11 protein-coding genes are annotated in these 12,997 nt (G+C 58.2%); 2 read left to right on the top strand and 9 right to left on the bottom strand.

The genetic code is table 11. The features are described from left to right. Positions 1–20: 20 nt before the first annotated feature. The 5 genes from M1E04_RS21585 to M1E04_RS21565 form a co-directional block, all read right to left on the bottom strand. The gene (locus M1E04_RS21585; protein WP_192133208.1) at positions 21–650 is read right to left on the bottom strand and encodes a DUF4136 domain-containing protein; all 630 of its coding nucleotides are present in this window, start codon (positions 648–650) and stop codon (positions 21–23) included. Positions 651–698: 48 nt separating this feature from the next. After that, complete coding sequence (locus tag M1E04_RS21580) at positions 699–1,448, bottom strand: methyltransferase domain-containing protein (RefSeq protein WP_296309195.1); 750 nt, start codon at positions 1,446–1,448, stop codon at positions 699–701. Further along, entirely contained in the window at positions 1,445–1,750 is a 306-nt protein-coding gene (locus M1E04_RS21575; protein WP_065987713.1) for a MazG-like family protein, read from the bottom strand. The genes M1E04_RS21580 and M1E04_RS21575 overlap by 4 nt, the downstream gene beginning before the upstream one ends. A 180-nt stretch (positions 1,751–1,930) precedes the next feature. Continuing rightward, positions 1,931–2,788: a MaoC/PaaZ C-terminal domain-containing protein gene (locus tag M1E04_RS21570; RefSeq protein ID WP_456292013.1), complete on the bottom strand. Its 858-nt coding sequence runs from the start codon at positions 2,786–2,788 to the stop codon at positions 1,931–1,933. Positions 2,789–2,873: 85 nt separating this feature from the next. After that, positions 2,874–4,241, bottom strand: a complete 1,368-nt coding sequence (locus tag M1E04_RS21565; protein ID WP_065987711.1) for a 3-oxoacyl-ACP reductase — start codon at positions 4,239–4,241, stop codon at positions 2,874–2,876. A gap of 117 nt (positions 4,242–4,358) precedes the next feature. Here M1E04_RS21565 and M1E04_RS21560 point away from each other — a divergent pair, with 117 nt between their 5' ends. Both M1E04_RS21560 and M1E04_RS21555 read left to right on the top strand, forming a co-directional pair. Beyond that, positions 4,359–5,636, top strand: a complete 1,278-nt coding sequence (locus tag M1E04_RS21560; protein WP_456292012.1) for an acetyl-CoA C-acetyltransferase — start codon at positions 4,359–4,361, stop codon at positions 5,634–5,636. 220 nt (positions 5,637–5,856) lie between these two features. Beyond that, entirely contained in the window at positions 5,857–6,663 is an 807-nt protein-coding gene (locus M1E04_RS21555) for an AraC family transcriptional regulator (RefSeq protein ID WP_456292011.1), read from the top strand. Positions 6,664–6,823: 160 nt separating this feature from the next. Here the strand turns inward: M1E04_RS21555 and M1E04_RS21550 are convergent, their stop codons facing one another. The 4 genes from M1E04_RS21550 to M1E04_RS21535 all read right to left on the bottom strand — a co-directional run bounded on the left by M1E04_RS21550 (position 6,824) and on the right by M1E04_RS21535 (position 12,970). Next, entirely contained in the window at positions 6,824–7,522 is a 699-nt protein-coding gene (locus M1E04_RS21550; protein WP_456292010.1) for a transposase, read from the bottom strand. Positions 7,523–7,796: 274 nt separating this feature from the next. Further along, a complete protein-coding gene (locus tag M1E04_RS21545; protein WP_456292009.1) occupies positions 7,797–9,695 on the bottom strand; it encodes a hypothetical protein in 1,899 nt (632 codons plus the stop codon). 153 nt (positions 9,696–9,848) lie between these two features. After that, positions 9,849–10,718: a hypothetical protein gene (locus tag M1E04_RS21540; RefSeq protein WP_192133190.1), complete on the bottom strand. Its 870-nt coding sequence runs from the start codon at positions 10,716–10,718 to the stop codon at positions 9,849–9,851. After that, entirely contained in the window at positions 10,715–12,970 is a 2,256-nt protein-coding gene (locus M1E04_RS21535; RefSeq protein ID WP_456292008.1) for a hypothetical protein, read from the bottom strand. The genes M1E04_RS21540 and M1E04_RS21535 overlap by 4 nt, the downstream gene beginning before the upstream one ends. Between the last annotated feature and the right edge of the window lie 27 nt (positions 12,971–12,997).

Below are 12,997 nucleotides of genomic sequence, written 5' to 3'. Positions count from 1 at the left end.
AAACGCCATGGGGCGCGAAATCAGGACGGCGGGTAGGCCGTCAGGGCTTGTTGTACGGCCTGGCGCAGGGCTTTGGCGCGCGTCGACTGATCGCCGCCGCTGGCGGTTTCGGCGCTCGCGCTCCAGACCGGCTGACCGCTGCGGGCATCGAACAGACTGATGCGCACCACAACTACCTGCTCTTGATAGGTGCGCACGATCGGCACGCTGGCATAACCGCCGTAACCGTTGCGGTACCCATTGCCACCGTAATAGCCCACACCTGAACCGCCGTAGTACGGATCGTAATAGTCGTCACGCACCTGCCGAATCCGGGTCTCTGCATGGGCATCGGCGGCCACGCGCAGGTCTGCCGCCTGCGGGTTCTGCGAAGGCCGCAGACCGCGTTGATCCAGCCCGTTGCTGACGGCTTCGGCCAGTTGAGCAGAGTCAGCCCAGAGGGTGCCCGGTGGCAGCTGGCCGTTGAGCCAGGCCCAGTTGCGATAGCGCCCGTAATCACGCGGCGCCGCAGGGTATGCGCTCATGTCGATCGCATTGGCGGCCTGAGGCGGCGCCGGTGGAATGGCCGCAGACACGGCGCGATAAGGGTTGGGGCTCTGGCAGGCGGCGAGGCCCATGCAGAGGGAAAGCAAAGCGAGACGGCGTTTCATGAGGGTCTCCGCAGCGAGTGTTAAGCAGCGTGTATCAACCAGCGTGGGTCAGACAGCCCGGCACATCCAGTGCAGATAGCGTCCGAGTCCGGCGAAGGCCGGGTGGCGACGGTGTGCGAGCTCCATTTCCAAGAGGTCCGCGAGATCAGCTTTGGCCTGAAACTCGACCGGCATGTAATCGTGAAAAACCCGAACGCCACTCTGGGTTTCGACTCGCCACAGGGAGCCAAGTTGCGCCGCCAGTTCGCGGGGATCAACAGGCTCCTGGGGCGTCAGGCTCTGTTTTTCACCGGCCAGGGTGTTCTTGCGCATCTTGCGGAAGTGGCCCTTGAGCAGGTTGCGGTAAATCAGTGCGTCGCGGTTGTAAAAAGCCAGTGACAGCCAGCCGTCGGGCTCGGTCAACTGATGCAGCACCGGCAGAATCGTGAACGGCTCGTCCAGCCACTCCAGCACTGCATGGCAGATCACCAGGTCGTAACGCTCGGTCAGAATATCGGGCAGGGCTTGCCAAGGTGCTTGAATGAACGTGGCGCGCTGACCGGCATCGGCGAAGCGCTGACGGGCGCCCTCCAGCATGGGGGCGGCGGGCTCAGCCACAGTGACGTCATGGCCGCGTTCGGCGAGCCACAACGACATGTGGCCAAGCCCCGCGCCAATGTCCAGCACGCGCAACGGACGATCCGGCAGGCTCTCGGTGAGGTCAGCTTGCAGCACCGCTAGACGGATCGCACCCTTGGCGCCGCCGTAGATTTTTTCAGCGAAGCGCGTCGCCAGTTGATCGAAATGACGGTCGCTCATTGGCTGAACCGCCGTTCGCCGTCCGCCAGTTTCGCGCGCACGACTTCATCCATGTCCAGGCCCAACTCGCTGCACAACAACAGCAGGTAAAGCACGATGTCCCCGACTTCCTGCCCGGCGTGGGCCAGTTCATCAGCCGGCAGTTGGCGGGACTGATCTTCGGTTTTCCACTGGAAGATTTCCACCAGTTCAGCCATTTCCACGCTGGCGGCCATGGCCAGGTTTTTCGGGCTGTGAAATTGCCGCCAGTCGTTGTTATCGCGGATGCGATGCAGGCGTTCGGTGAGTTCGTCGAGGTTCATGGGGGTCTCCTGAAGGTGCGTAGCTTCAGGGGGATAGGCGATTGACGCAAGGGGTCGCAGTGTTCAGAGATGCAGGTTCAAGACCCACCACGACGGTGCACCGATTCCCTTTGTAGGACCGGCTTTAGCCGGGAAAGCGGCAGATGCCACACCGCAAAAGTGATGGCCCAAGCACAGCCATCACTCCGAAGCCGGCTGCCAATTCCCCACCATATGCACGATTCCTTCCGCGCCCTCCAGCTTAAACTGCCCATGGGACCCTGCCGCGCTGGCAGACAGCGTCACTACGCTGGGCAGCCGCACTGGTTTTTGAAATGCCACCGATATCTCCACATTCGAGGCCGGCAGGTGATCTTCAAGGGCTGCCAACGAGCGGCTTTTTATCCACAGCCCATGGGCAATCGCCTTGGGAAAACCGAACAGTTTGGCGCTGCTGTCACTCAGGTGAATCGGGTTGTAATCACCACTGACCTTCGCGTATTGGCGACCGATGTCCGACGGCGCCGACCACGTCGCCAGTTCCGTCATCGGCAGTGGCGCGGGCTCGTGATCGCCTTCGATCTCTCCATCCACGTGAACGCCTCGGCACAGCATCGTGCTCTCTTCCTCCCACAGCAGGCCCAGCGCATCCTCGATCTGGGTGATCAGACTGAACGTCGCGCCTTTGGCGTGGGGCTTGAGATGGCCGGCGCGTACGCTGACCTGCACCTTGATCACGCTGCCGAGCGGGCGACGAATGCTGATCCGGTTATGCAAGTGGACCAGCCCGAGGAGCGGGAAGGGGAAGTCTTTGTCGGTAAGCAGCTTCATCTGCAGCGGGAAGGCCAGCACGTGGGGGTAAGTGGGCGGCAACAGGCTGCCGGGCACGAACCCGCAGACCTGGGCAAACGCCTTGACCTTGTCCGGGTCCACCGACATCCAGCACCGCAGGCCCTGATCCGGCAATTGGGTGCCGCTGACCTTGCGCCGCAGCGCCGCTTGCATGAACAAACCGGGCAAGGCCGGGGGCGTGTCCAGATACCGCCAGTGCGCACTCATCGAGCTTCTCCTGTGGTGATGCTGCAGATCAGGCACGCCTCGGACCGACGGGGCGAGCTCAAACGGTGATCGTGTCGGTGCTCACTCAGGCGCCAAGCACGCTTTGGCCGCACACGCGCAGCACCTGGCCGCTCATTGCGCCGGAGCCCGGCTGACCCAGCCAGGCCACTGCTTCCGCCACGTCTTGCGGCTGACCGCCCTGACCCAAAGAGCTCATGCGTCGACCGGCCTCTCGCAGGGCAAAAGGCATGTGCGCCGTCATGCTGGTTTCGATAAAACCCGGCGCCACGGCGTTGATGCTGATGCCCCGCGCTTTAAGCGTCGGCGCCATTGCCCGTGCGTAGCCGATCAGGCCGGCCTTGCTGGTGGTGTAGTTGGTCTGGCCGCGGTTGCCTGCCAGTCCGCTGATCGACGCCAGCAGAATCACACTGCCGTTGTCGCGCAGTGCGCCGCTGTCGATCAGCGCCTGGGTCAGCACCTGGGGAGCATTGAGGTTGACGTCGAGCACCGAGTCCCAGAAGTCCGCGGGCATATTGGCCAGCGTCTTGTCCCGGGTGATGCCGGCGTTGTGCACGACGATATCCAGGCCGCCGGGGAGGTGTTCAATCAACTGAGCGGCAGCGTCCGGTGCGCAGATGTCTAGCACCAGCGCCTGCCCGCCAAGACGCGCCGCCAACGCATCGAGATCGGATTTGGCTTGGGGCACATCCAGCAACACGACTTCGGCCCCGTCACGGGCGAGGGTTTCCGCGATGGCCGCGCCGATGCCTCGGGCTGCGCCGGTTACCAGCGCTTTACGTCCGGCCAGTGGGCGGGTCCAGTCCTGAACCTGCTGATGGCAGGCACTCAGGCGAATGACCTGACCGGAGATGAACGCGCTCTTCGGCGACAGGAAAAACCGCAGCGCGCCTTCCAGTTGATCTTCGGCGCCGTCCTCTACTTGCAGCAGCTGAACCGTGCCGCCGTTGCGCATTTCCTTGGCCAGAGAGCGGCTGAAACCTTCGATGGCCTGCTGCGTGCTGGCCGCCAGCGGATCGGTTTGGGCATCGGGCGAGCGCGCGAGAATGACGACGTGGGCGCTGTTATCCAGATGACGCAAGATCGGCTGAAAGAATTCGCGCAACTGATTCAGCTGAAAGGTGTGCAGTAGCGTGCTGGCGTCGAAGACCACAGCCTTGATCTTCTCGCTCTGCTCGGCGGTCCAGGGTTGGGCGCCGGTATTTTCGCCAGTCACTGCACCGCCAGCACTGAACAACACGTCGGTCAGGCGTGGCGCAAAGGCGCTGACCCGCTCGGCCAATGGCCCCGTGCTCAGCAACATCGCGCCCTCAACCGGACGCAACCGACCCGCCTGCCAGCGCTCCAGACGTGCGGGCGCAGGCAAACCGACGGCCCCGACCAGCTTGCGGCCGAGGTCGGAGTTGACGAAGTCAATGTAGCGATCGGATGCCATGGAACACTCTCCTTGAGTCTGGGTTCAAATCAGTGGACCGCGTGGTCGGGTAATAGGTCCTACGCTGTCAGGCAGCGCTTCTCAAACAATAGACGCATTCAGGGCAGGGAGATTTAGATGATTCAGACACGACGCGTGGCCATTGTCGGCGGTAATCGCATTCCGTTCGCTCGCTCCAACGGCGCGTATGCCACCGCCAGCAATCAGGACATGCTGACTGCCGCGCTGGAGGGTCTGATCGAGCGTTTCAATCTGCATGGCCTGCGCATGGGCGAAGTCGCCGCCGGCGCCGTCCTCAAGCACTCCCGTGATTTCAACCTCACCCGTGAATGTGTGCTCGGCTCAAGACTGTCGCCGCAAACCCCTGCCTATGACATTCAACAAGCCTGCGGCACCGGGCTCGAAGCGGCGCTGCTGGTGGCGAACAAGATCGCCCTCGGTCAGATTGAGTGCGGCATTGCCGGCGGCGTCGATACCACCTCCGACGCGCCCATCGGCGTCAACGAGGACCTGCGGCAGATTCTGTTGCAGGTCAATCGCAGCAAGACGACGGCTGACAAGCTCAAGGCGCTGACACAATTGCGCCTGCATAACCTCAAGCCGGAACTGCCGCGCAATGGCGAACCCCGCACCGGTTTGTCGATGGGCCAGCACTGCGAGCTGATGGCGCAGACCTGGGGCATCCCCCGCGAGGCGCAGGACCAACTGACGCTGGAGAGCCATCAGAAAATGGCCGCTGCGTATGCGGAAGGCTGGCAGGACGACCTGCTCACGCCGTTTCTCGGCCTGACCCGCGACAACAACCTGCGAGCCGACGCCAGCCTGGAAAAACTCGCCTCGCTCAAGCCTGCTTATGAGCCCAGCGCCAAAGGCACGCTGACAGCGGGCAACTCGACGCCACTGACTGATGGCGCGTCCTTGGTGCTGCTTGCCAGCGAAGCGTGGGCGCGTGAGCGGGGCTTGCCTATTCTGGCCTACTGGCGGGATGGCGAGGCCGCCGCCGTGGATTTCGTGCGCGGTAACGAAGGCCTGCTGATGGCTCCGGTCTACGCCGTCCCTCGTCTGTTGGCACGCAACGGGTTGACGCTGCAGGACTTCGATTATTACGAGATTCACGAAGCCTTCGCAGCGCAGGTGCTGTGTACGTTGAAGGCGTGGGAAGACCCCGAATACTGCAAAACCCGTTTGGGCCTGGATGCGCCGTTGGGATCGATCGATCGCAGCAAGCTGAATGTGAAAGGCAGCTCGCTGGCGGCCGGGCATCCGTTTGCCGCAACGGGTGGGCGGATTGTGGCGAACCTCGCGAAACTGCTGAGCAAGAAAGGGGGAGGGCGCGGGTTGATCTCCATCTGCGCGGCCGGTGGTCAGGGCGTTACGGCTATCATCGAGAGCTGATTTTTTAAAGTGTGTTCAAGGGACTTTTTTAAAGGGGACTGATTTATTTACAGTGCTTTAAAGGGGACTGATTTATTTACAGCGCTTCACCGTAAATTAATCTGTCCCCGTTTGAAGGGAACCAAAATCAAATAAATCAGACCCCTTTTAGAGACCCCTTTTAGTCCAGTGCGGCAGCCCGATTCTGCATCAGCTGTCATCCCCCAAAAAGGCTCCAGCGATGGCAACTGACGAACACTCCTCACGCAGCCTCGATACTCAGCGTCAAATCCCGGCGATCAAGGCGCTACCGCGCGCGCTCTACGCCCGAGCCGAAAGTTTGAGCCAAGGCTCATGGACCCCCACTCACAGCCACGACTGGGTGCAGTTTTCCTACGCCATCAGTGGCGTACTTGGCGTTCACACCCCCCATGGCAGCTTCTTTGCTCCGCCGCAGTGGGGCGTTTGGATTCCGGCTGGTCTCGACCATGAAGTGGTCACGTCAACCCGCGCCGAGATGCGCAGTCTGTATGTGCGCAGGGAGGATTGCGAGTGGGCGCCGGACCGCTGTCGCGTGCTGGAAGTCACGCCGCTGGCCAGGGAGCTGATCAAAGCGTTCTGCCAACTGCCGGCGGAATATCCACAGGTCGACAGCCGCGAGATGCGCCTGGTGCAGGTGCTGATCGATCAGTTGGCAAGTCTGCCCGAAGTGGGGTTTTCCCTGCCGCTGCCAAGGCATGCGCGCCTGCTCTGTCTGTGCAACGAACTCATCGAACAACCTGAGCAGCTCATCACCCTGACCGAGTGGGCAGCGCGACTGAGCATGTCCGAGAAAACCCTCATGCGCCTGTTCCAGCGGGAGACCGGCCTGAGCTTTCGAGGCTGGCGACAACGCGCCCGATTGCTGTCCTCACTTAAAGCGCTGGAGGAGGGCACAAGTGTGACCAGCGCAGCGCTGGCCTCGGGTTACGACTCGACATCCGCATTTATCGCCGCATTCAAAAGCCTGTTCGGGCTCACCCCCGGCGAGCTCTTTCGCAGCCAATAACAGTAGGTAGGCGTGGAAAGGGGACTGATTTATTTACTGGAAAGGGGACTACTGGAAAGGGGACTGATTTATTTACAACGTTTCACCGTAAATTAATCTGTCCCCGAGTGCCGCGCGTGCCATGTCCCCGCGTGCCAAATCCGATCTGATCCATCCCTGATCAAGTACCCAATACACCCTGAGGCCGACCCCGGCCCCGGTATTCAACCCGTCGCCCCAACACCTGTTCAACCTCATCAGCAAACTGCCGTCCCCCCGTCAATTGCCCCCTCTGCAGTGCATTCCGAATCAGTCTCAGCTCGCCGTCAGCCGCCGGCGCCTCAAAAAACGACCGATACGCCTGTTGCCGACCAAGCCGTGTCAGCCCCAAAGCCTCGTAACAGGAATGAACATCCAGCCAGTCGTGCTGCACATTCGTGGTGAACCGCAACCCAAAGCTTGACCATCGATACTCCTCCACGCGTTCAACCATTCCGGCCCGCACAGGATTGAGTTCGATATACCGACTGCACGCCAGCAAATATCCATCGGACTGGACAACGCTAGACTTGTAACGACTCTCCCATAGCGTTCCAGACCGCCCCTCCAGCTTATTGCGATACCGCGTCATGCGCGCAGCAAGCGCCTTCATCAACTTCCCCAATCCTTCGGTGCATGAAGGGGCTAGCAATAAGTGCACATGGTTGGTCATCAGGCAGAACGCAAACACCTTCACGTCAAACACATCTTTGAGTTCCTGCAGATCATCCAGATAACGCGCGAAATCGTCCTCATGGGCAAACACCGTTTGCCGGTTATGGCCGCGCTGAACAATATGATGAGGGTGACCGGGCAACACGATACGAGTAATGCGGGGCATGACTGATCCTCCGTCCTTGGGAAGGATCAGCGTAGCCGCGATGGTTCAGGGCGACCTGCGTCAAAGGGGGCAAATTGATTGCACGTTTGTAGCGCAAGCGAACCAAAAGCGCTGACTCGAGGCAAGGGGACGGATTTATTTAGAGATGCAAGGGGACTGATTTATTTACACGCTTCACCGTAAATTAATCTGTCCCCGGTTTAAATAAATCAGACCCTTTTATCGTTATTTATCGAGACCCCTTTATCGAATGAAGCCCGTTATTTCGCTTGGGTCATCGAGTCAACATGAAGTCGTCAAGTAGAGTAAGATCGCCGTCTGCAGTGGTAAATCTTAGCTTCCTTATGGCTCCTTTAATGTTGGATGTGTAGGTTCGTTCTCTCAATGGGGAGTTTGGACGATAATCTGCGGTCATCGAATAAACTAAATCCTCTGCGGAGTTGTAGAAGTTGTAATATCCTATATAGGTTGCATTTATGTCGTACTCCTTAAAGCTTACTGTCGTATAATCATGCAAAAAATCAATCAGTATGGAGTTCTTGGGCAACGAAGTATCGCCACCAGGCGCGAAGTAAGGTGGCGTCAGCAAGCCGTGGCTTGAATGGTCTGTTATAGCACACGCGGGTCCAGCCTCTAATGTGATATGCATAGTCCCGGTTTTTATTGTTTCACCTGTGGTAATCACCATTAAGGGGCAACCGCTGAAATCTTCGTAAACCACGGGAGGTAGCGTACTGACTTTTAATAGCAGTGCAGGAAATCCTAGCGCGTCGGCTTCGCTATCTTCATCTTCAAACCCGACCTTGCAGACAATCTGCAATTCGCTCCCATTCGCGAGTGTGTCTAAGTCCGAACGCTTAATAAGAACATTGAGCCCGCTACTGACTTCTGCGGCTTGAGTCAGATATGCCTCCAGCAACCTGATTGTCGGTACCCCTCCTGGTCCGGTAACCGTCAACCAAACTGTCTGACCCTCAGCAATAAAAGGCCAAGGCGCTACCGTAACATTTGCATCACCGGCAAAAGTGTTCAAATCTAAAACGTCCCCCAGAGCCTCGGTGATTTGCGGCGTTGGCAGTGACGCAGGGGGGATCGCCTCAACTGTCAATTTGAGAATGTCTGAGAAATACGTCCGGCTATCACGGTAAACTCGGTAGCGCACGTCAATCGTCTTGCCTATAACCGCTCCAATCATCGTCGCCGGAACAGGGGACTCAACCGTCTCCGGCGGAGAGCCACCGGGTTCACCAGGCTTCGACGGAATGGTATCGGAGATATCGTTCCAGACCGGCACGATAGTATCGCTGGCTCGCATGCCTGGATAACTCGCACGAAACGTGGCGCCGCCCACGACGGTGATCGGATTCAATGTCCCTGCCAGCGCTTCCACGATGACCGGCGCCGGAATTACCGCCGGTGCGCTCCTAATGGTGTACGCCTGTTCCGAAAACGGAAAACGCGTTGCCCCTCCATCAAAAGACGCTTCCAGCTTCAGGATAAAGGTCGAGCCGTCGGTCAGCGTTTTGAGGAGGTCCTTGGAGATGCCCCTGCTCTGGGCGCCCAATGTCGTGACGTTCAGCGGATTCCAGTTCTGCAGCGTGATCTGCGGCGTCGAGACCACGCTCAGCCAGAGTTTTTGCCCCACTGCCTGACCAGGCCAGGCCGCGAGTGTCATGTGGGCATTGGCGGTCAACGCCGTCACATCAAGCTCAGTCCCCTGCGCTTCGGTAATGACCGGCTTTGGATAGGCCGGACGCACATACTTGCGCACGGTGAGTTGAAGGGGGTCAGACGCGACGCCTTCTGGCTCATTTGGATTGAGCACCGAGTAAATGACGAGGATGGGTTGAGGGAGGGTTTCACCCGCTGCAATGACAAGGGCAGAGGGGACCTTGACCCTGATTTGCATTCCCTCGGAAGCGACCGGTTCGATCGAGTAATCATCGTTCCAGTAAAAACTGACCAGATAAGTGGCGGGAATATTATCAATGACAATATAGGTGTTATCGACGGCGTTGTTCTTGTTGGGATCAAGCACGTTGAATGCGTCTGCAGGCTCGACTTTAGGACGAGGGTAGGGTGTTGCGTTAATGGATAAAGTGCCGTCAAGCGCCTGTTTGATTGCCGCCGTCAATTTGTCTTTTTGCTCGGCGGTCAGGGAAGTGGTCTTCATTTTCTTTTGCTCCTTGCTAATCTGGTTCACGGAGTCGATGTGTGAATAGGCTGTGAGCCAGACAGCCGGGTATTGACGTACTTGTTACTCAAACCCGGCGGTATCTAATGATCGTTACTTAAACCAGTCGTAGGGTTTTTCAGCCTGGAACTCTCAAGAAACTGTGCCTGTCAGGAGTACGGTGGTGTCTTGCGTAGTTCCTCCGTCAACAATTTCCAGCCCTTTTGAGTCCGTCACCTTGGTGATTTCAATCGTATGAACAACCGGGACGCTTCTAATGGTGTACGCCTGTTCCGAAAACGGAAAACGCGTTGCACCGCCATCAAAAGACGCCTCCAGCTTCAGCGTAAAGGTCGAGCCGTCGTTCAGCGTTTTGAGGAGGTCCTTGGAGATGCCCCTGCTCTGGGCGCCCAACGTCGTGACGTTCAGCGGATTCCAGTTCTGCAGCGTGATCTGCGGCGTCGAGACCACGCTCAGCCAGAGTTTTTGCCCCACTGCCTGACCAGTCCAGGCCGCGAGTGTCATGTGGGCGTTAGCCGTCAACGCCGTCACATCAAGCTCAGTCCCCTGCGCCTCGGTAATGACCGGCTTTGGATAGGCCGGACGCACGTACTTGCGCACGGTGAGTTGAAGGGGCTCAGACGCGACGCCGTCTGGCTCATTTGGATTGAGCACCGAGTAAATGACGAGGATGGGTTGAGGGAGGGTTTCACCCGCTGCAATGACAAGGGCAGAGGGGACCTTGACCCTGATTTGCGTTCCCACGGAAGCGACCGGTTCGATCGAGTAATCATCGTTCCAGTAAAAACTGACCAGATAGGTGGCGGGAATATTATCAATGACAATATAGGTGTTATCGACAGCGTTGTTCTTGTTGGGATCAAGCACGTTGAATGCGTCTGCAGGCTCGACTTTAGGACGAGGGTAGAGTGCTGCGTTAATGGATAAATTGCCGTCAAGCGCCTGTTTGATTGCCGCCGTCAATTTGTCTTTTTGGTCGGTGGTGAGGGAAGTGGTCTTCATTTTCTTTTGCTCCTTGCAAGATTGCGCGTTGTCATCTTGATGTTGTCCCACAGCGTCCAGTCGGTCTCTCCGGTAACGCGGATGAAGTGAATGGGCAGGGCGGTGGTGGAAATGAAGTGATGATTTGTCGTTGCTGGCAGGGTTTTAGTCTCGACGATATTTTTACTGGCATCCAGCAAGTCGATACGGGTTTTGCCGTTGCAGCCATAAATGTCGAATTCAATTTTCGAGCAGTCGCGTCGCAAATCCATCAGGACGACTTGGGTTCCTGGTTGGTTGGCCGGATGTTGATAGCAAATGTGAAGTACAGGCAGTTGCAACGCCGCCGCCCCGTCGGGGGGTACGTCGTCGCGTATCGGGAATCCTGCCTGGCCGTTGCCCGACTCAAAAAACAGTGTGATGTAATCGGTGCTGAGCGTTCCTCCGGCCCGGATCATCGCGCCCGTGCGTGACGTGAAATCATCCGTGATCTCGTTCGGGAGCGGATCAAGGATCGCAAGCGTTCGGGTGACTGATTTGCCGCTGCCCCCAGCCGTTCGCTTTACTTCATAAAACACATTAACGGTGCTGCCGCGGCTTGGATCAATCTGCGCTGCCAACACCGGCCAATCGAGGGACTGATTATCGCTGGCGATCGTAAACGTCTGCGACGCACTGCCCTCCTGAACGGGGCCGGTCCAGTAAATCGTCACTTCGTCCAGGCGCTTGAGGGCAGCAGCGACGCCATCCACATGTACCGAAGTGCCATTGGGATTGGCCGCCGGATCGAAAATGTCGCCAGGGGCGTTCAGCACCGTCGGGATGGTAAGCAATATGCTTCCGCTGACGGTGTAAGCCGTGACCTCTGACTTCAACGTTGCCCCACCCGGTTTGTTAACGCGATAGCTTATGCTCAACGAGCCACTGGCCAGGGGCGTGAGTAGGTTTTTGTTAACCTCCATGTCTTTCCCAATCGAGGCTTCTCCATTCCCTACGGTATAGGTGTCCGAGAACACCAGCGCGTTACCGGCCTCCGTCAGCCCCTCCCAGGAGAGAAAAATCACGTCATTCTCTGCTTTACCGGCATAGGCAGGTATCCGAACCAGTACCGGATCCGAGATCACGCCAATGTCTATGTCACCGACAACGCCAGGGATCAGTGGTGCTGTCAGTTGCGCGGGCACACCGACCACAGTGATGGTGGTACGTTTCGAACCTTTGCCTTGTACCAGATAGCTGACAACAGCCCCGCCACCGGCAATGGCCACAACATCAGCGTTGGCCACGGTGAACTCCAGATTGAGTCCGCCTCCGGGGTATGTTGCTGGCCCAAGGACCTTTTCGAATGGCATACCGTCTGCAGCTCTGCCCTTCCAGTTCAGCGTTACCGAGTCCCCGGCAGCGGGAATTCCGTTGTCATGGGGGATTTCGACCTGGACATTGCCGCTGCCCAACTGATCGAGATCGATGATGCTCACCCGCGTCCCGGCTACCTTGACGGCCGGTGCTGGAGGAGCGTTGGGATCAACGATGACGTTGGTAAAAGCTGGCCTGGACACGAGCGAGTAATTGTTGACGATGTCCCTGATCTCATAACTCACCGTCACGGGGCTGCCGTCGCCCGCACCAATGAGCGTTTCTCTGGGGATAACAACGGTCTGAGGCTGATCTACCTGCGCGCCGACCAATGGAGCCTGTGTAAGCCGAACGCCGTTCCAGATGACCGTGAGTTCGTCGCCTTCGGCCATGTACAGCCATGGCGCAACAGTGACACTGACGGGGATATTCTCGTCAGTTATGTCGCCTGCAGGTGTAATACTCGCCACGGTCAGTCGGTCATTGAGGTAGGGTGTTGAAGCGTCGGTATCAGGTCCGCCGGGCACTGACAACTTTACGCGCACCGTTCGTTTGTCTGACGGTGCAGTTGAGTCGCTGAGTTGGTCAAAAATGGTGTAATAAACTTCACCACTGGGCTCGACAATGGAGACCGGATAGAGGTTGAACGCCATGAAGCTGTTCTGAAAGTGCGATTCCTCCAAGGAGAAGGTCTGTACAGTTTCGTCGTTCCAATAGAGCGTGACGAAGTCTCCCGGTTGGTAAGCCTGGATATTTAACCGAGCCTGCAAGAACACGGGCTTACTGGGGTCGTTCAAGTCATCCCAGCCTAGGCCAGGCCTCGCCGACCCGTAATCCATGACGGGGATGATCAATGGATTGAGCGCTAACGTTCCACTTGAGCGGGTTGAGACAGTGCCGTCTGGTAAAACTGCCATAAGGTAATTCCTTTCAGAGCGAACGGT

This window comes from Pseudomonas sp. AK106 (genome assembly GCF_053903055.1).
The sequence above is the reverse complement of the archived record's forward strand: the minus strand, read 5'-3'. Positions and strand labels throughout refer to the sequence as shown.